Genomic DNA, 20352 nt, shown 5'->3' on the forward strand with positions numbered 1-20352 from the left:
ACCTTGGTCATGTGTCACCTGATGAGTATGAAAACCAGTTTTTAACTGGAAGCTAGAGGTCTACAAAATCGGGGGAAGATCAACCCAAGGAGCTAGTGCATCACCAAAAGCAATTGTTAATTTCTTTTGACAAAAGCCTGTAATAGGAATTGTTAAAAGAAATGTTAAAAGTAATAGCTTTATCTTCATAGTATTCGAGATTTCCCCAACCTTATGAGTTAAAGTTATACTTAGAGTGTTAAATATTCAAACATTAAATATGAATAGTTTGTTGAGAAGGTAATATATAACTTTACTTCTATAGAATTTACAAACCCTGAACGCAGTATGTATTTTAATGCTCATTATTAAACTATTTCAAACAGATCAAAACGACGTAATTAATGACAAAAATTTCAGATAAAAAACGCAAAGGAAAAGCTGAACCTAAAGCCTCAAACGAGGCTACTATTCCTAACAAAACCAGTCTATTTGCGAAAGTTTCATGGCGTAAAACATTTGTCTTTCTATTTAAATTGTTTTTAGTGTTTTTTGCTTTGTTAGCTGCATATACCTTATACCTTGATAGTAAAGTAGTCGCTAAATTTGAAGGTCAACGTTGGCAAGTGCCGGTACAGGTTTTTGGTAAAGTTGAGCGCTTTAAACAAGGTGATGATATTAATTTTGCTCATATTCGAGAGTCTTTGTTACTCAATGGATATCAGCGTGTTAACTCTCCAAGCAAGTCAGGTGAATTTGCAGCGAGTAAAAATAGATTAATTATTTATCGTCGCCCGTTTGACTTTGGAAGTGGTGTAACAACTACAGATGTCATTACTATTGATGCAAAAAATAATGTGGTTACACAAGTTTATATTGATGATCAGCCTGTGAATGAGGTTGCATTAGAACCTATTTTGCTTGATCGAATTATTCCTGAGAATAAAGAAGACAGAGTACTGGTACCGCTTCAGTCCGTTCCAGAATTACTGCTTGATACCTTATTAATAGTGGAAGACCGCGATTTTTACTTCCATTCAGGAGTATCACCAATAGGAATTCTTCGCGCTGCCTATAACAATATTGTTGCAGGTAGAACAGTGCAGGGTGGTAGTACATTAACGCAACAATTAGTTAAAAATATGTACTTAACTCGAGATAAAACAATAACGCGTAAAATTAACGAAGCTATTATGGCGCTGTTGTTAGAGTACCGTTATAGCAAAGATCAATTACTTGAAGCCTATATAAACGAAGTCTATTTAGGGCAACATTACGCTAATGGTATTTACGGTTTTGGTTTAGCTGCAGAGTTCTATTTTGGTAAAAGTATTGCACAACTCAATTATGGCCAAATGGCAACGTTGATCGGTGTTATTAAAGGACCAAGCTATTATGATCCATGGCGACATGAAGAGCGCACACGTCAGCGCCGTGATTTAGTGTTACGTTTGATGTTTGAGCATGAATTGCTAACAAAAGAAGAATTTGTTGAAGCTGTAAAGTTACCATTAGCTATTCGTAAACAACGCCGCCTAATAAAAAGCACATTAAAATTTCCAGCCTATCTGCAACTAGTTAAACGAGAGTTATCACAAATATTATTTGAAAATGTCCAACAATCTGGCATTAGAGTTTTTACCGGTTTTTCACATTACACCCAACAAATGCTTGAAAAGACGGTTGAAGAGCAATTAGTTAATTTAGATAAGAATAATGAACAAGCATTACAAGCTGCTATGGTAGTAACTGATATAGAAAATGGAGAAATAAAAGCGCTGCTTGGCGCTAAAGAATCGGGGTTTGCAGGATTTAACCGTGCATTGAGCGCAACAAGGCCTATTGGCTCACTAATAAAACCTGCGATATATCTTTCTGCTTTAGAACGTTATCAGCAATATAATCTGGCAACAATTCTCGAAGATAAGCCGTTGACTATTACCGTTGAGGGAGAAGAAACTTGGCAACCTAAAAATTACGACGGTAAATATAACGAACGAGTATCGTTACTAGATAGTTTAGTACGCTCACTCAATATACCTTCTGTTAACTTAGGTATGGCATTGGGTTTGGATAATGTCGCTAAAGCAATACATTTACTTGGTTATCCTGATGATATTGTTATGCGGCCTTCAATGTTGTTAGGTTCAATAAATATGACGCCCTATGAAGTTAATCAATTCTATTTGCCTATTGCCCGTAATGGCTTTTTTATCGAAGGACATGCGATTGATAAAATAGTTTCAGCTCAAGGAGAAACTTTGTGGCAATTTGAAGCCCAAGAGCCACAATATATATCAACTCAAGCGAGTTACTTACTTAACTATGCTTTACAACAGGTAACAAAAACAGGGAGTGCTAAATCGCTAGCGTGGCGTTTAAGTGGACAGCTTACAGCAGGTAAAACAGGCACTACAAATGATCAACGCGATTCTTGGTATGTGGGGTTCGATCAAAAAACACTTGTGACAACTTGGGTAGGTAACGATGACAATAATGCGACTAAACTCACTGGTAGTAGCGGTGCATTAGTACTGTATGCACAATTTATGAAGCGTTATGGGGTTAATTCAATAAACCTCTCAATGCCAACTGGCGTAAGTTTAGCCGAATTTGAACGCGAAACGGGTTATGCAGTTGCGCAAGAGTGCCCAAATACCACCAAGGTACCAGCGATTTCCGCAGGAATTGTATTACACTATGACTGCTCAGAAGTAGAGATAAATAAAGACAAACCAAAAGAAAAGTCGTGGTTTGAAAAGTTATTCGGAAATTAAGCTATAAAATCTTATATTTAGTTGTTGTTTTCTATATTTTTTGTTTTTTATACGGTGTTTATTTGTACTTTGATCTAATAGTTACTATATTTACTTTAGTTTTAATATGAATGAATTTTTTTCATTTATGTTTTAGGTGCATATTAACAAAAGGCTTTGTTGATATTTTCTTCGACTAATGGATTGTGTTTTTTATTTGGTGTACTAATGAAACAAAGACTAAGCTTTGCTTACTTTACATTGCTTGAAGACAATATTGTTGAAGTTATTGTTGATGAAAATATAGAAATGACACTCGAAATGGTAGAGGAATGTCATCAGTTTATTGATAAATATTGCCCTGATGACTTTGCTTTATTAATTAATCGCGTTAATCATTACGATTATAGTTATGAGGCTAAATTAAGCCTAGCTTCTTATGAAAATTTAAAAGCTATTGCTTTTGTTTATTATACTGCCGAAAGTAAAAATCAAGTTAACCAGTTGGCTAAAATAAGAGCACACGACGCTTGGAATGTACAAACTTTTGCAGGCTTAAATATGGGCTGGCAAGAAGCATATAATTGGTTACAACAAGAGTTATTAGTAACCTGTGAAAAGTAATGATTAGTGTTAAAAACTATAAAAGCGCCTTAAAGGCGCTTTTATAGTTTTTAAAAAGGAGGCTAGTATTCGAGCGGCCAAATTATAACTTTGCAAAGCATTTATCTGCGGCTGCGAGAGTTTTATCAATAATCTCATCAGTATGTGCGGTTGATAAAAAGCTTGCTTCAAATGCTGATGGGGCCAAATAAACGCCTTCTTCAAGCATATAATGAAAAAACTTTTTAAATAATGCACTATCACACTGAGTTGCTTGTTCATAACTGGTTATTGTGTCTTCACCAGTAAAGAAAAAGCCAAACATAGCACCAACATAATTTATAGAAAGCGCAATGCCATTTCGTTCAGCAGCCGCTTTTAAGCCCATAGCTAGTTTTTCAGTAGCGTCAGTCAATTGTTGATGTTTATCGCCTTGACTTAACTCTGATAGCGCAGCTAACCCCGCGGCCATCGCTATGGGATTGCCTGAAAGTGTACCAGCCTGATAAACCGGTCCAACGGGCGCAATATAGTCCATAATTTCTTTTTTACCACCAAAGGCACCAACAGGCATACCGCCGCCAATTACTTTACCTAATGTTGTTAAGTCAGGCTTTACGTTGTAATAGGCCTGAGCTCCACCTAAAGCAACACGAAAGCCTGTCATTACTTCATCAAAAATCAAAACGCTTTCATATTGATCACAAATCTTCCGTAACCCTTGTAAAAAACCATCGACAGGTGGAATACAGTTCATATTCCCCGCGACAGGTTCTACAATAATACAAGCAATTTCATCAGCGTATTTTGCAAAAATGTCTTCAACTTCTGTTAAGTTATTAAAACTAACTGTTAAGGTATGCTTAGCAAAATCAGCAGGTATGCCAGGAGAGTTTGGCACACCCATTGTTAAAGCACCAGATCCAGCTTTTACCAATAAAGAATCGGCATGTCCGTGGTAACAGCCTTCAAATTTTAAAATTTTATCGCGACCAGTAAACCCTCTAGCTAAACGAATTGCACTCATGGTTGCTTCGGTACCGGAACTTACCATACGCAATTTTTCCATAGAAGGAACCAACTGTTTTACTTTTTCAGCCATGGTTATTTCGAGCTCTGTTGGTGCACCGAAACTTAAGCCATTTTTTGCTGTTTTTATTACGGCATCTAATATTGCAGGATGATTATGGCCTAAAATCATAGGTCCCCAAGAACCTACATAATCGATATACGCATTATCATCTGCGTCATAAATATAAGCGCCTTCTGCACGCTTTATGAAACATGGGGTGCCACCAACACCATTGAATGCACGAACAGGGGAGTTTACACCGCCTGGAATAATATCTTGAGCGTGATTGAACAATTGCTGAGAGTTTTGCATAAGAACACCTGTTTTAACTTTTATTTGTAAACCATGTCACTGGTCTTTCGTATTGAGTTAGCTTGTTTTCAACGCCTAGGGCTAATGCAAATAGAGCCATTCGCACTAATACGCCATTTTGGGCTTGTCTAAAAATAGCTAAGTTATCTAATTCGTTTAAATCTATATCTAATTCATTCGCTTCTGGACGAGAGTCACGCGGCAAAGGATGCATGATCACTGTATGTTGTTGGCAATATTGTTGGTATAGCTCTCTATTTAAGCTAAAGTGCCCGCGGTAAAGATCAGCTTCATCTTGACTTGGGAATCTTTCTTGCTGAATACGCGTTTGATAAATAACATCACAAGTTAAATTACCTTCAAGTTTGTCGGTAATAACCACTTTATGGCCTGCATTCGTCAGGGTTGAAATAACATTGTCAGGCATTTGCAAAGCAGTTGGAGAGATCATGGTTACTTGAATATTATTATATAAGCTCAAAAGCTTTGATAAGGAATGTACCGTTCTACCATGTTTTAGATCTCCCATTAATACGATATGAAGACCATCTAATGATTTACCAAAAGGTAACATTTCAGATTGTATAGTGAATAAATCAAGTAATGCTTGGGTAGGATGTTCATTTGCACCGTCACCACCATTAATTACTGGAACACTACTACCTTCTGCAAACTCTGATACTGAATGCATTTTAGGATGTCGCATGGCAATTACATCTGAATAACCACTAATTACACGTGCGGTATCAAATAATGATTCACCTTTACTTAATGAGGAGTTTTCTTCGCCAACAGTTTCTCTTACAAAGCCCCCCAGTAAATTAAAAGCAGTGCCGAAACTCACACGGGTGCGTGTACTTGGTTCAAAAAAAAGATTATTTAAAATAGCGCCATTGAGTACGTGGCAGCTTTTATGTCGCATGGCGTAGGGAGCCATATGTGACGAAACAGTCAATATTTTTGAAATTGATTCACGATCAAATTGTGAAACAGAAAGAATATGGCTACCTTCAAAGGTCATCATAAAATTGCCCCGCTTAATGTAAGTTGTGAGGTAAATATTGCGGCGAGAATATAGCATAAATGAAGGGGGATTAGCATTAATTATATGTCGGCACTAGCCCCTTATATCTAGTGTCTGAATTACTTGCTTAAAAAGGCTTAAGGTAAGCCAAAATAATCACTGCAAATAAAATTAATACGGGGACTTCATTAAAAATTCGATAAAAGCGCCCTGTGCGATTGTTTTTATCAAGCTGAAAGTCTTTCAATAATTTAAAACAATATGCATGATAAATAATTAATATACTTACTAAGCTTATTTTCAAATGCAGCCATTTTGCCTGTATAAACCATTCATAGCCATACTGGAAAATTAGTGCAATACCAAGTGCCACCGTGAAAATGGCAAACGGCGTGATAAAAAATAATAAGCGCTTTTCCATCCCTTTTAATTTATCACGTATAACCTGGTTATCTGCTTCTGCATGATTGACAAATAAACGCGGTAAATAAAAGATACCGGCAAACCAAGCGACCATAAAAGCGACATGAAATGCTTTTAACCAAAGAATATTCATTAATTTGCTTTTCCTTCTATTAGGTAGCGACGAATTTGTACAAACATTAGCACGCCAATAATATTATCTTCAGCGCCATCATACAAATAAACACCCCCGTCACGTGTATCTTTTAATAATGCATAAGCCTCCGCGAGTGTGGCTTGATATGATAAAGGAATTAATTTCTGTTGTTTTATAATAGGAGGTGTATCGTTTAATGCAGCTTGTATTGGTTGTAATAATGTAAAGCTAGGAGAAGGCGAACTTTCTTTAACTATTAATAGTTCATTATTAGTACTCACATTCAAAAAATTCGTGTTATTAGACAAGTGTTCGGGATCTAATAAACGGAAGTTTTCTTGCATTATACCCATAGCACCAATACGTAGTAATGACTTTTCTATAGGAGGGTGGCGATAAATTAACCCTTGAATTTCCAATTGCATTACTAAAATAGAACGATTGTTAAAAAATTGACCAGATGTAAGTGATGCCGTGGTTATTACTATCATTGCAGGTATAATTATTTCAAGTTGATTTGATAATTCAACAACAGCAATTAAGGCTGCAAGTGGTGCATTTAAAGTTGCAGCCATAAAGCCTGCCATTCCCATTAACGCATAATCAGTGATTAATGTGTCTTGCAAAAAGAAGTGGTTGGCTATTGCAGCGGCAGAAACTCCCCCAATGGCACCTATGCTTAATATGGGACCTATTATACCACCAGGCACGCCTAACCCTAATGCAACGATGGTCATAATTAATTTAGCAAGGAGTAGACCGAGTAATAATTGATAATGAACATTACCGTCAATGGCGAATGCAATGGCGGTTAAATCTGTTCCCATTGCATGTGGAACCGCTGCGCCAAGCGCCCCAGTGATTAAAGCTGCAAATAGAAAACGAGATATAATATGAAACTGACTTGAATGTTTGATAATAAGTGTTAAATAGCGATTAAAAGCAAAAGCTAGAATACCTAAAAGTATTCCGAGCATGATTAATAAAGGATAGTCACCAACAACAATAGTGATTTTATTAAAATATTCAAACTTATGTGCGGGTCCATATGTATGACTGGTGATTAGTGAACCAACAATTGATGCAATCATAACAGGAATAAATACGTGGACTTTATATTCACGCATGATGACTTCCATCACAAAAATTACTGCGGCTAGCGGTGTATTAAAGCTGGCAGATATACCCGCAGCAATCCCACAAGCACACAAAGTACGAATTGCATTATGGGGCAGTTTTAAAAAGCTACCGATAAAGCTACTACAAGCAGCTCCTAAATGAACAGCAGGTCCTTCACGCCCCACAGAAAACCCTGAAGCCAATGCAAGTACACTACCTACAAATTGATTAAGGGTATTACGTAAAGGGATAACACCATGAGCAACTTTAAGGCGATGCAAAACAAACGGAATGCCTGTTCTTAAGTATTTATATCCAGTAAGCTTTGCAAACAATAAGATCAGTAAAGCGCCAATTATTGGTAAATCAAAACGACTTACTGCATCTAAGCTGGTATAATCCTCTTTTTGCGGTAAGTACCATTGCTGTATGAAATCGATACTGGCAGTGAAAAGTATAATCAAGCCAGCAGACGCGACACCTCCAATTGCCGCTAACAAACATATTTGCCAAGAAGTTTTTGGCAAAGCTAAATGTTTTTTTAGCGAATATAGTAGTGTCATAGTTGATGGATTTGCATAATAATCTGTCATTATTTAATAAGTTATCATAATACCTTTCATATGAGTTGGTTAGCAAAAATAAATTTAAATGTGGTTATTAATAAATTAGGCTCTTTTCGCTCAGCGATATTATTGCTCCTATTAATTATTACTTGTCTGTTTTGTGGTTATCGAATGGGTAACTTCTTTCACGGTTATCAAATACAAACGATTAATCAGCAGAAAATTCGTTTAGACAATTTATACGAGCAACAGGTGCAGCAAGTTAAGCAAATACACACACTTGAGGTAGAATTAGAAGTTGAGCGTATGGCAAATATGCGTTCGCAGCAATTACTGACTGAAATTGAAAAAGATCATTTTAAAGTAAAAAAAGAACTCGCTTTTTATGAAAAAGTAATGGCCCCTGAGAAACAAGTTGATGGAGTGGTAATTGATGACGTAACCATAACACCCACAGGAAGCTTAAATCACTTTCGTTTTCAAGTGGTGTTAGTACAGCAACAAGCTAGAAAACGCTATGCCAGAGGCTCTATAGAATTAACTTTTCATGGAAGTTTAGATAATAAGCCGGATCAAGTCTCTTTACTAAATGTCTCTAGCATTAGTAAAAAAGATTTAGCATTTAGTTTTAAATATTTCCAAATTATTGAAGGCGAGTTCACATTATCAGAGAATTTTTTACCTGAAAAATTGGTGCTTACCACTGTTTTGGATAAAACGTCTTGGCAAGAACACCGTCGTGTTGACCAAAAGTATGTTTGGCAAGACGTGATTGCAAATAATAAGTAGCCCTAATACTTGATTAAATTAGTCAAGTTTAAGATAATTGTGTTTTCGATTTTTCGAATGAGTAGAGTTTTATGTCAAGCGCTGAATTACCAATTAAATTTTCTGATGCCGCGGCCAGTAAAGTACATGCATTAATTACGGAAGAAGAGAATCCTAATCTTAAGTTACGTGTATACGTAACTGGTGGAGGCTGCTCGGGATTTCAATACGGATTTACCTTTGACGAAAAGGTGAATGAAGGCGATATGACCATTGAAAAGAAAGGTGTTACTATGGTGGTTGACCCCATGAGTATTCAATACCTTGTTGATGGTGAAGTTGATTATGTTGAAGGTTTAGAAGGTAGTCGCTTCTTGGTGAGTAACCCTAATGCATCAAGCACTTGTGGGTGTGGGTCATCATTTTCTATCTAATTTTCTCATTGTAAAAAAGCCGGCAATTGCCGGTTTTTTTAGCACAAAAATTTATATAGTTAATTTTTTGCTTAAAAGTTATTCAGCACGAGCTGCTTGCTACCTACTGTGTTAACTTTAGTATAAATATTTTGTAGCAATTAACAGCTAATCTCAATAATGAAAGCGATTTAATATAGAGTCCGTTATTGGATGTTTATTTTTTAGGAATGATTTATGACACAAATGGGTAAAGGAAAGCAATGGTTGGCTCAACGACCGTACATTATTGCGATTACTATTACATTATCTTTAATACTTTGGATGGCTTCAGGTGCAATGCAGGCACAAGAAAATCTCCCTCCTAAAAAGGGGCATGAAGTTATTATTCCTAAAGTAAAGGTTGAAACATTATTTGCAGAGCAAGTAAATGATAGCATTGAACTTTATGGTCGAACTGAGCCTGATAGAATAACAACTATTAAAGCTGAAATTTCCGGGAAAGTTATTGAAGTAATGGCTCAACGAGGTGCGTTTGTTAAAGCAGGCGATATTATTGTGAAACTTGATCTTTCAGATCTGATGGCACAATTAGAGAAAAATAAAGCCTTGCTCAAACAACGTGAAATTGAATACAAAGGTGCGCTCAAACTTGCAGAAAATGGTTACCAAGGGCAAGCACAGCTGAGTAATGCTCAAGCGAACTTAATGTCAGTTAAAGCAGATATTAAAAATCTAGAATTGAATATTGAACGTACCGTCATAAAAGCCCCTTATACCGGAGTGCTTAATAAACGCTATGTTGAAGAGGGTGACTATGTCAAAAGTGGTGACGATGTCGCTATGATTGCCGATTTAGACCCTTTGGTTATTCGAGCTTATGTCACTGAAAATCAAGTAGCTCAAGTGACTGTCGGGCAAAAAGCACAAATACGTATTTTAAATAAAACTCAAGTCTTGGGTTCTGTACGTTACATTGCAAGCGTGGCTGAAGAGCAAACGAATACTTTTAAAATAGAAGTGAGTATAGATAACGCAGATAGCGCGTTATTGGCGGGATTAAGTAGTGAAGTCAATATCAGCTTAGCACAAGTTCCAGCGATTAAAATAACACCGGCATTACTTGCACTCGATGAAAAAGGTAATATCGGTGTAAAAACAGTGGAAAATGATACGGTAATATTTACAGCAATTAATATTGTAAAAAGTGAAAGCGATGGTGTTTGGTTAAGTGGTTTAGGTGAAAAAGCGAATATTATTACACTTGGACAAGGTTTTGTTCGTGCTGGCGATAAAGTTCAGTCTGTAATCAGCACTGATGTGAAGTAACGGAGTTTGTATGTTAGCTATGATTGATGCTGCAATTGCTCGCACCCGTTCAATATTAATGATTTTTGCGCTCTTACTTATTGCAGGCGCTGTCACGTACGCCAATATTGCTAAAGAGTCTAACCCAGACGTTACTATTCCTATTATTTATGTCTCTATGGTACACGATGGTATTTCACCTGAAGATGCTGAACGTATGCTGGTTAGACCTATGGAGAAAGAGCTTAAGTCTCTAGCTGGCATTAAAGAAATGAAGTCGAGTGCTAGCGAAGGGCATGCTTCAGTGACGATTGAATTTTTAGCAGGCTTAGATCCCAAAGAAGCATTAGCTGATGTTCGCGATAAAGTGACCTTGGCAAAAGCAAAGCTTCCTTCTGAATCAGAAGAGCCCGTTGTTAATGAAGTGACTATGGCTAATCAAGTACCAGCAGTTACTGTTATTTTATCAGGCCCAGTGTCTGAACGAGGCTTACTTACATTAGCACGTGATTTAAAAGATAAAATTGAAAGCATGCAAGAAGTGCTTGAAGTTGATATTGGCGGCGATCGCGAAGATATGGTTGAAATTTTAGTTGATCCATTATTGATGGAGAGTTATGGATTAGATCAAACTGATATTTTTAACTTAGTAGAACGTAATAATCGCTTAGTTCCTGCAGGGACTATGGATACAGGTAAAGGACGCTTTGCTATCAAAGTGCCTTCAGTATTTGAAACGGTACAAGATTTATTAGAGTTACCGATCAAAGTTAATGGCGACCGAGTTATTACCTTTCAAGATGTATCGACGGTTCGCCGATCTTATAAAGATCCAACAGGCTTTGCACGTTTAAATGGTGAGCGCTCTATTTCTCTTGAAGTGAAAAAACGTTCAGGGGAAAACATTATTCATACTGTTGATAATGTTAAAGCGTTAATTGAGAGCGAACGCACTATTTGGCCAAATCAAGTCATGGTTGACTACGTTGGAGATAAATCAATTGACGTAAAAGATACTTTGTCTGATTTACAAAACAATGTCTTTTCTGCAGTACTTTTAGTTGTCATTGTTATTATTGCTGCACTAGGTACGCGTACTGCGATGTTGGTGGGGTTTGCAATTCCTGGTGCATTTTTGACAGGTATCCTAGTGTTAGCCATTGCAGGGTTAACTGTTAATATTGTTGTGCTTTTTGGCTTAATTATGGCTGTAGGTATGTTGGTCGATGGCGCGATAGTTGTTACAGAGTTTGCCGATCGTGAAATGAGCGAAGGCAAACCAAGAAAAGTAGCTTATAGTCATGCGGCTAAGCGTATGGCCTGGCCTATAATTGCTTCTACAGCTACAACTTTGGCAGCCTTTGCTCCTTTAATGTTCTGGCCTGGCATGATGGGGGAGTTTATGAAATATCTTCCTATTACCTTAATTGCAGTATTAACGGCATCATTGGCAATGGCATTAATTTTTGTGCCGGCCTTAGGAACTGTTTTTGGTAAATCACGTGTGATCAGTGAGGAAGAGAAAGCTCAAGTATTACAAGCAGAAGAGGGTGATGTTACCCATCTGTCAGGTTTCACTGGAAAATATGTCTCAATATTACAAAAAGCAATAAACCATCCTTGGAAAATTATCAGTGGCACTATTGGAGTCGCTATTTTTGTGATGTGGTTATATGGTGCATCAGGTCTTGGTGTCGTATTTTTTCCTGAAATAGAGCCAAACAGTGCCACTATGGTCGTTCGGTCGCATGGCGATTTATCGGTAAAAGAAAAAGATGTCATAATGCATGATATTGAGCAACGTATTCTAGATATGGAAGCCATTAAAACTTTGTACACTCGTACAGGGGGAAATGACATTATAGGTACCTTCCAAGTAAACTTTACTCATTGGCAATCTAGACGTCCTGCAAATGACATTATTGCTGAAATACATCAACGAACTGATGATTTAGCTGGCGTAGAAATTGAAGTGCGTAAAAATGAAGATGGACCACAAAACGGCAAAGATTTAGTGATTGAATTAAGCTCTCGTTTTCCTGAAAAGCTTGATAGTGCGGTTAAAATTATTCGAAATGAACTTTTGATTAATGGTAATTTTACCGACTTAGAAGATACTTCACCTAAGCCAGGTATTGAATGGCAACTTAAAATTGATCGAAGTTTAGCTGCAACCTATGGTGCTGATGCTGCCTTAGTTGGCTCTAGCGTGCAAATGGTCACTAATGGTTTAAAATTAGGAGAATATCGTCCAGATGATGTTGATGATGAACTTGATATTCTTGTTCGCTTTCCAGAAGATAAACGCAATATTGATCGCTTAGATAGCTTGCGATTGAAAACGCCGCAAGGGTTAGTACCCGTGAGTAGTTTTGTTGAACGTAAAGCTGCGCCTAAAGTTGATACTATCCGACGTGTTGACGGAAAACGCGTAGTTACCATACAAGCTAATTTAATCTCTGGTGCTCAATTGGTCAAAGAGTTACCTATATTACAAGCTAAATTTCCTGAACTTGGTATCGATCCAATGGTTGAAATCTCATTAAAAGGCCAAAATGAGGATCAAGAAGAGTCACAAGCATTTTTAGTCAATGCGTTTGGTGTTGCACTGTTTGTAATGGCGATTATCTTAGTCACTCAGTTTAATAGCTTTTATCAAGCGTTTTTAATTTTAAGTGCCGTTGTATTTTCTACTGTAGGCGTATTTCTCGCACTATTTTTATTACAAAAGCCTTTCGGTATTGTGATGGGTGGTATTGGTGTTATTTCGCTTGCAGGCATAGTAGTTAATAACAATATAGTGTTAATTGACACCTACAATATGCTCAGAAAAGAAGGGCATAATACCGTTGACGCAATACTAAGAACGGGAGCGCAACGTCTACGCCCTGTAATGTTGACGACAATTACTACCATTTTAGGTTTGTTACCTATGGTGCTACAAGTGAATTTAGATTTTTTTAATCGCACTATTGTTTGGGGGGCGCCGTCAACACAATGGTGGACACAGCTTGCAACAGCTGTCGCTGGTGGATTAGCTTTTGCAACCGTATTAACCTTGGTCTTAACACCTTGTTTATTAATGGTGAGAGATAGAAATAAAGAGCATACAGCACAAAGTGATCGTTTTAATTTCTTTAGGTTAAAACGAAAAAATCCCGTAGATGATGCAGCATAGAACCCCTGCTTACAGTAATACAATCAATTGGTTATATTACTGTAAGTAGATAGTTGTTGAGGTATTTTATTGCAATGAATTTGTTCTTAAAAGTTAATAGAAACTTAACTTGGATATAATTATCCCTCAGTGAGCAAAAATTCAATAATTTTGTTCATGTCTAGATCAAAATCATCGGCTCTAACACCTTTAATAATAAAATCTCTGTCTTTAGAAAGGTCAATGTTTTTAGCTTCTACATAGTGATGATGTTTAGCGCTATAAAAAGCTCTAACTTTAGGCTTTGTTGGATCTTCAGCGTTTCGTTTTTCAACAATAGCTAATTTATTTGAATTTAACTCAACTAAGGAGCCTACAGGGAAAACCCCCATACAATTAATAAATAAGTTAACTAAACGTTTATCTAGATGACCGCTATCACCTAAATTCCTTAAAATACTAAAAGCTTTCATGTGACTATATCCATCTTTATAACAACGATGGGCTGTTAGTGCATCAAATATGTCACATATCGCAATCATACGACCATAAGTGGTAATGTCTTCGCCCTTAACATTAAACGGGTAGCCATTACCATCTAACTTCTCATGGTGTAAAGCAGCAACTTCTAAGCTAATTGGAGAAATTCCTGGGGTGGCTTTTATTATATCAATGGAGTGATTTACATGGGTTTTCATGAGGGTAAATTCTTCATCGGTCAGTTTGCCAGGCTTGTTTAATACTTCCTCTGGTACCATTATTTTACCTACATCATGTAAAAAAGCGCCAACAGCTAACTGCTGAATAATTTCTTTGTCTATCCGTAAAAAACGAGCAAAAATAGTCATTAATACAGATACTGAAACAGAGTGCTCTAGTAAGTATTCATCTTTCTTTCTAATATTGATGATACAGGCTAACGCATCAGGGTTTTTGAAAATGGCATCGATAGTTTTGTCGGTAACTTGATGGATTGGTTGAATATCTAGAGGTTTTCCTACAAAAGCGGCATCAAATACTTGGCGTTGAATTCTTTTAGATTCGTTAAAGAGCTTTTTCGCTTTATCTATTTCAAAAACACCAGGAGATTCAGGTGGGATAGGTTTGAAGTCATCATCGAGGTTTAGTGATTTTGGTGTCAAATTTAGCGTTTTGTCCGTATCTATAATGATACTTTCGACACCTTTGGCTATTAGATTTTTTATCACAAGTTCATTTTTTATATGCCCAGCTTGAGTTAATTTGTAGGTGCCTCGTTGTGACGCTATTTCAACGACAAAATGTCCTGCTCTTAATTCTGCGATGTTTATTTCTAACTGCATTCGTTTTGAAAACCTTATACATTCTCACTAAAAATAATAATTATTGCTTATATTCAGTGTTGGTTATTTTACATAATGCTTTTTAGGGAGCATTTTATTTCTTATTCTCTACTTTAGGTATTAGTAGCTGCGTGACGTCACTTTTTTATGTAAGTATAGGTGCTCATCAGCTTTTTTGAGTAATTGATCCATAGTTAATAATCCATCGCTTGCGGCAACGCCACAACTGATGGTTATTTCGAGGTGCGAATTTTGGTAAGGCATAGGGTTTTTTATAAAAAATTCGCAGAGTCTTTGGCTAGCTTGCTTTGCTTCTTGGTAGGTTTGACTCGCTAGCACGACAACAAACTCGTCACCAGCATAACGAAAACATTTATCATTTTCACGAATTAATTCTTGTAACTGCGTAGCTACATAAGAAAGGACTTTATCACCACAATCATGACCATAGGTATCATTAATCATTTTAAACTTATTACAATCAATAAAAAGCACAGAAAATGGTACTTGATAGCGTCGTTGTCTAATCAGTTCTTCTTCGATTGTTTTTTCCATTAAACGCCGATTGGCAATGCCTGTAAGTCGATCATAATGAGCCATATATTCGAGTTGTTCACGGATTAATACATTGGATAAACATAAGCTAATTTTTACGGCAAGTTGCTCTAAGTGAAAAGTACCTAAGTCAGTGGTAAAACGATTAGGGTTTTGATCTGTAAACAATAAACTACCAAAAAATTGACCTTCTAATGTAACTGGTACTAAAGCTATTGAGCCTGCGTTTTTTTGTAAATGTTGAGGTACTATGCCGTTAACCAAATAGGTATCATTCGTTAAATAGGGTAAATTATTAGGGTGGAAATTTTGTAATTTAGTAGCACTAATACGTTTAGTGTTTTGTTGATGCCATTTTGATTGTGTTTTACTGGTTAATAAATAGCTGATAGGGGTAGGATCAGCTAATAATAAGTATATGTCGGTTAATTGAAAAGACTCTTTAATTAAGTCGAGAAGCTTTTTTAATAATTCTTGACTAGATTGACAACTGAGAATTTCAGTTTCAATCGTAAACAATTTACGTGCTATTTCTTCATTTGTTTTTGAATGTGCAATTAATTGTTCGAGTGTAGACATTTTTACTCACTGCATCTTAGTACTAATTTTCATTCTGAGCTTTTCGTTAATTAAGTCAAGTGGAATTTTATTTTTGTACTTAGGTTCTAAATAAAGCAAGGTGGTATTAAGTTTGCTTTAATTTTGATGTGTGTATGATGAACCAAAAATATCAAAGAAACATTACATCTTGCCGATAAGTTAAAAGGTAAAGATACTTCTTAAAACTCATGATAAATAATATGAAGGTATTATGTTGAATTTACGATTAATTATTTTTGTATTGATTTTAACGACTGGAATGAACTTTAAGGCTAATGCCCAACAATTAGAAGCGGTACAAATTTATTCAGACAATCAGTTGCTTGAACTTATTCGAGAAAATAAACATTTAAGCCAAGTTGTTATTGATGAGTGCCAGTTAGTTGATGATATACAAGCAAGAGCCCTGAAGTCAGAAATACCTGCTTATCAATTTTTATGGGGCGACATGTTGGCGTATGGAGTTTGTGTGAAAAAAGATATCGAGTTGGGCTTACATTACATGCAGTTATCTGCTGATCAAGGTTTACCTGAAGGCCTTGAGCAGATAGGACGTTACTATCATATCGGTAAATTTATGCAACCCGATTTACGTAAGGCAATACTTTTCCTTAAAGAGGCGGCAATATTAAATAACCTGAAGGCACAAATTCGCCTTGCTGAAATCTATAATGAAGGAGAGGGAAGCCCATTAGACTATCCTGAACTCTATTCGCTCCTTCATCATTCGTTAACAGATGATAAAAAAACACATCAAAAAATTACAGTATTGCTTGCTAAACTTGCTGAAAAACTGCCTGATAGAGTGGTTGATGCCGCTAAAAAAGGAAAGTATTAAAAACAACTCAATTTACGTTAACACTGAATGTTTTTTTATCAGGGTAATTTAAATTATCGCGGGCTTAGTTTAACTACGTTATACTGATCTCATTAATTAATTAATTAAGTAAATTCATCATTAAAGACCCACATTTAAAACGCGAAGCCGAAAAATACGATCAGCCTGTAGCAAGTCGAGAGTTGTTATTATCGATTATTGAACAGGCTCATACCCCATTGACCTTTAAAGCCATAGCAAAAATATTAAATTACCAAGAAGATTATCAACTTGTTGGTATAAAACGCCGTTTGCGTGCAATGGAAAATGAAGGCCAGATAATTTTCAATAAGTTTAAACAATATGCTATTACCCCTAAAAGTAACTTGATCACAGGTAAAGTTATTGGTCATCGCGATGGCTTTGGTTTTTTTGAACCTGATGTGCCTGCTGGCGGGAAAAAAGGTAAAGATTTTTATATTTCATCTCATGAAATGCAACGTGTTATTCATGGTGATATTGTTGAAGCTATTTTAGTTGATCGTACCGATAGAAAAGGTCGACAAGAGATAAAAATTATTGGTGTGATTGAGCCAAGAAAAGCGGGCATCGTTGGTCGATTTTATGTTGAACATAATATTGCGTTTGTTGTGCCTGATGATGCGCGTATTAAACAAGATATTTTAATTAACCCGGATGAAAAAATGGGGGCTCGTCATGGACAAATGGTGGTGGTTGAAGTTATTCAACGTCCCTCAAAAAGAGCCAATGCCGTTGGCAAAGTTATTGAAGTGCTTGGTGAACATATGGCTCCAGGCATGGAAATTCAAATTGCACTGCGTGAGCACGACTTACCTTACCAGTGGTCACATGAAGTAGAACAAGAAGTTGCGCTTATACCAGACGAAGTCGAAGAAAAAGTTAAATCGCAACGTAAAGACTTACGTCAATTGCCATTAGTCACCATAGATGGTGAAGATGCGCGGGATTTTGACGATGCGGTTTATTGTCAACCGATTGAAAGCGGAGGTTGGCGTTTATGGGTCGCTATTGCTGATGTAAGTTATTATGTTCGTCCTAATACCGCATTAGATGATGAAGCAATCGCTCGTGGTAACTCTGTTTATTTTCCTAGCCAAGTTATTCCTATGTTACCTGAAAAATTATCAAATGGTCTTTGTTCGTTAAACCCTGATGTAGATCGTCTATGTATGGTTTGCGAAATGGAAGTAAGTGCTAGCGGTAAATTAATTGATAGTCAGTTTTATCCGTCGGTTATGCGTTCAAAAGCGCGTTTTACCTATACGAAAGTTGCGGCTATTTTAGAGGGTGATGAAGAATTACGTAAAGAATATCAACCATTAGTGGCTGATCTCGAAAATCTTTATCAAATGTATCTAGCTTTGACAACATCAAGAGTTGAGCGAGGCGCTATTGCCTTTGAAACTGAAGAATCCATATTTATTTTTAATGCCGACCGTAAAATAGAATCAATAGAACCTTTAATTCGAAACGATGCTCATAAAATTATTGAAGAGTGTATGGTGTTAGCAAACGTAGCAACTGCTGAGTTTGTAGAAAAACATAACGTGGCAGGACTCTTTAGGGTTCACGATAAACCAAGCGAAGAAAAGTTCGCAAATTTTGTGACTTACCTTTCTGAGCTTGGCTTGCAAATGCCAAAAAGTGATAGTGAAGATGGTTTACCTGAACCACGAGATTATAGCAATATTTTAGCTAAAATAGCGGGTCGCCCAGATCAAGAGCTTATTCAAACTATGCTGCTTCGCTCAATGAGACAAGCTGTTTACCAAAGTGATAATGTTGGCCATTTTGGCTTAGCATTAAATTCATATAGTCATTTTACTTCACCTATTCGTCGCTATCCTGATTTGGTGATACATCGTGTTATTAAAGCGGTATTAGAACAGCAAGAATCTAGTGACGCTAATCAAGGCTTTTACCAATATCCTCAAGAAGCCGTTGTAGAGTTGGGTGAGCATTGTTCCATGACCGAACGACGAGCAGATGATGCTACCCGTGATGTCTCCGACTGGCTTAAATGTGAATTCATGCAAGATCACGTGGGGGATACATTTACCGGGGTAATTTCAACGGTAACGAATTTTGGCTTATTTGTGCGTTTGTCTAAATTGCACATAGAAGGTTTAATTCATATTACTTCTCTAGGCCATGACTACTATCATTATGACGATGTTAGAATGTCCTTAAGTGGAGAAAAAACGGGGGCAATATATCGAGTCGGTGATGTGCTTGAAGTACAAGTTGCTGCAGTAAACCTTGACGAGAAAAAAATTGATTTAGTCTTATCGGGTGATAATGCGGTAATTAGTCGAGCTAAACCATTACCTAGGAATGATAGTGGTGAAAGTAGAAAAAGTTTAAGAAAAAATTCTGATCGTAATAGTCGTAATGGAAAACCAGTACGTGGCAGAGCGTCAAATAAAAACTCACCTGAGTTTAAGGGCACTACTAAAAAAGCATCAGTTAAGAAGAATAAACCTAAAAAAGCTAAGCCTAAGAAAGCGAGTGCGAGTAAAAAGCGTCCAGGAAAAAATGCTCGTAAAAATAAAGCTAAGTAGTAGAACTTATAAACGTTAATAGATAGTAAAGAAAATTATGGCAAAGCAAGACGATATAGTATTTGGAATTCATGCAATAAACGAATTAATAAAACGTTCACCAGAGCGTTTTATTGAACTTTTCTTATTAAAGGGACGTGAAGATGAACGTTTAATGCCGATTATCAATTTAGCTAAAAAATATAATATTTCGACGCAAATGGTTAATCGAAAAGTATTGGACGATAAAAGTAAAGGTGAGCAACATCAAGGTGTGGTTGCACGTATAACACCAGGAAAAATCTATACAGAAGCTGATTTAGATATCATCCTTAAGGATGCGGAAAATCAAGGTAAAGCTCCATTTTTATTGATATTAGATGGTGTAACTGATCCTCACAACTTAGGTGCCTGCTTACGTAATGCTGATGCTGCAGGGGTACAAGCGATTATAGTACCTAAAGATAATGCAGCAAGGCTCTCTGCAACAGTACGAAAAGTCGCTGTTGGCGCAGCTGAAACGGTCCCTTTGGTACAAGTAACCAATTTAGCCCGAACAATGAAACAACTACAGCAAATGGGGATTTGGATTATTGGCACTGCAGGTGAAACAGATACATGCTTATATGATATCACGTTGGATGGGCCTATGGCTCTAGTGATGGGCGCTGAAGGTAAAGGTATGCGTAGGTTGACAAGAGAGCATTGTGATCAATTAGTTAAACTTCCTATGGAAGGCAGTGTATCTAGTTTGAATGTGTCTGTTGCCACAGGAATTTGTTTGTTCGAAATTGTTCGTCAACGGCGATAAGTGATATAAATAAAAATGGTGCATTGTTT

General features: G+C 36.7%; 15 protein-coding genes. 9 read left to right on the plus strand and 6 right to left on the minus strand.

Features of this window, described 5'->3' with window-relative positions; translation table 11 throughout:
* The first annotated feature begins 383 nt into the window (after positions 1-383).
* Together mrcB and IE155_RS15285 are read left to right on the plus strand one after the other, a co-directional pair.
* A complete protein-coding gene (gene mrcB / locus IE155_RS15280) occupies positions 384-2756 on the plus strand; it encodes a penicillin-binding protein 1B (RefSeq protein WP_189379122.1) in 2373 nt (790 codons plus the stop codon).
* Positions 2757-2963: 207 nt separating this feature from the next.
* Entirely contained in the window at positions 2964-3359 is a 396-nt protein-coding gene (locus tag IE155_RS15285) for a hypothetical protein (protein WP_189379123.1), read from the plus strand.
* An 82-nt stretch (positions 3360-3441) separates the two neighbouring features.
* Here the strand turns inward: IE155_RS15285 and hemL are convergent, their stop codons facing one another.
* The 4 genes from hemL to IE155_RS15305 all read right to left on the minus strand — a co-directional run bounded on the left by hemL (position 3442) and on the right by IE155_RS15305 (position 8017).
* Positions 3442-4722 (minus strand): glutamate-1-semialdehyde 2,1-aminomutase, encoded by a 1281-nt coding sequence (hemL, locus tag IE155_RS15290; protein ID WP_189379124.1) that lies wholly within the window; start codon positions 4720-4722, stop codon positions 3442-3444.
* A 13-nt stretch (positions 4723-4735) separates the two neighbouring features.
* Positions 4736-5746, minus strand: coding sequence for an aspartate carbamoyltransferase (locus IE155_RS15295; RefSeq protein WP_189379125.1), 1011 nt, complete (start codon positions 5744-5746; stop codon positions 4736-4738).
* Positions 5747-5873: 127 nt separating this feature from the next.
* Complete coding sequence (locus tag IE155_RS15300) at positions 5874-6302, minus strand: CopD family protein (RefSeq protein WP_189379126.1); 429 nt, start codon at positions 6300-6302, stop codon at positions 5874-5876.
* Entirely contained in the window at positions 6302-8017 is a 1716-nt protein-coding gene (locus IE155_RS15305; RefSeq protein WP_229817370.1) for a chloride channel protein, read from the minus strand. Before IE155_RS15305 ends, IE155_RS15300 begins: the two co-directional genes overlap by 1 nt.
* A 30-nt stretch (positions 8018-8047) precedes the next feature.
* Between IE155_RS15305 and IE155_RS15310 the strand changes: the two genes are divergently transcribed.
* The 4 genes from IE155_RS15310 (at position 8048) to IE155_RS15325 (ending at position 13657) form a co-directional block, all read left to right on the plus strand.
* Positions 8048-8779: a DUF6776 family protein gene (locus IE155_RS15310; RefSeq protein WP_189379127.1), complete on the plus strand. Its 732-nt coding sequence runs from the start codon at positions 8048-8050 to the stop codon at positions 8777-8779.
* Positions 8780-8850: 71 nt separating this feature from the next.
* Positions 8851-9192: an iron-sulfur cluster insertion protein ErpA gene (erpA, locus tag IE155_RS15315; protein WP_189379128.1), complete on the plus strand. Its 342-nt coding sequence runs from the start codon at positions 8851-8853 to the stop codon at positions 9190-9192.
* A 216-nt stretch (positions 9193-9408) separates the two neighbouring features.
* Positions 9409-10500, plus strand: coding sequence for an efflux RND transporter periplasmic adaptor subunit (locus tag IE155_RS15320; protein ID WP_189379129.1), 1092 nt, complete (start codon positions 9409-9411; stop codon positions 10498-10500).
* A gap of 10 nt (positions 10501-10510) precedes the next feature.
* Positions 10511-13657, plus strand: coding sequence for an efflux RND transporter permease subunit (locus IE155_RS15325; protein WP_189379130.1), 3147 nt, complete (start codon positions 10511-10513; stop codon positions 13655-13657).
* Positions 13658-13776: 119 nt separating this feature from the next.
* On the opposite strand, the gene IE155_RS15330 is transcribed toward IE155_RS15325, so the two are convergent.
* Positions 13777-14958: a cyclic di-GMP phosphodiesterase gene (locus IE155_RS15330; protein ID WP_189379131.1), complete on the minus strand. Its 1182-nt coding sequence runs from the start codon at positions 14956-14958 to the stop codon at positions 13777-13779.
* A gap of 120 nt (positions 14959-15078) precedes the next feature.
* Positions 15079-16092: a GGDEF domain-containing protein gene (locus IE155_RS15335; RefSeq protein WP_189379132.1), complete on the minus strand. Its 1014-nt coding sequence runs from the start codon at positions 16090-16092 to the stop codon at positions 15079-15081.
* A 232-nt stretch (positions 16093-16324) separates the two neighbouring features.
* Here IE155_RS15335 and IE155_RS15340 point away from each other — a divergent pair, with 232 nt between their 5' ends.
* From IE155_RS15340 to rlmB, 3 genes are all read left to right on the plus strand, one after another.
* Positions 16325-16951: a tetratricopeptide repeat protein gene (locus IE155_RS15340; RefSeq protein WP_189379133.1), complete on the plus strand. Its 627-nt coding sequence runs from the start codon at positions 16325-16327 to the stop codon at positions 16949-16951.
* A 116-nt stretch (positions 16952-17067) separates the two neighbouring features.
* Positions 17068-19533: a ribonuclease R gene (gene rnr, locus IE155_RS15345; RefSeq protein ID WP_189379205.1), complete on the plus strand. Its 2466-nt coding sequence runs from the start codon at positions 17068-17070 to the stop codon at positions 19531-19533.
* Positions 19534-19570: 37 nt separating this feature from the next.
* A complete protein-coding gene (rlmB, locus tag IE155_RS15350) occupies positions 19571-20323 on the plus strand; it encodes a 23S rRNA (guanosine(2251)-2'-O)-methyltransferase RlmB (protein ID WP_189379134.1) in 753 nt (250 codons plus the stop codon).
* Positions 20324-20352: the final 29 nt, after the last annotated feature.

Origin of the sequence: Thalassotalea profundi (assembly GCF_014653195.1) — a bacterium.
In the GTDB taxonomy this organism is placed as follows: Bacteria; Pseudomonadota; Gammaproteobacteria; order Enterobacterales; family Alteromonadaceae; genus Thalassotalea_B; species Thalassotalea_B profundi.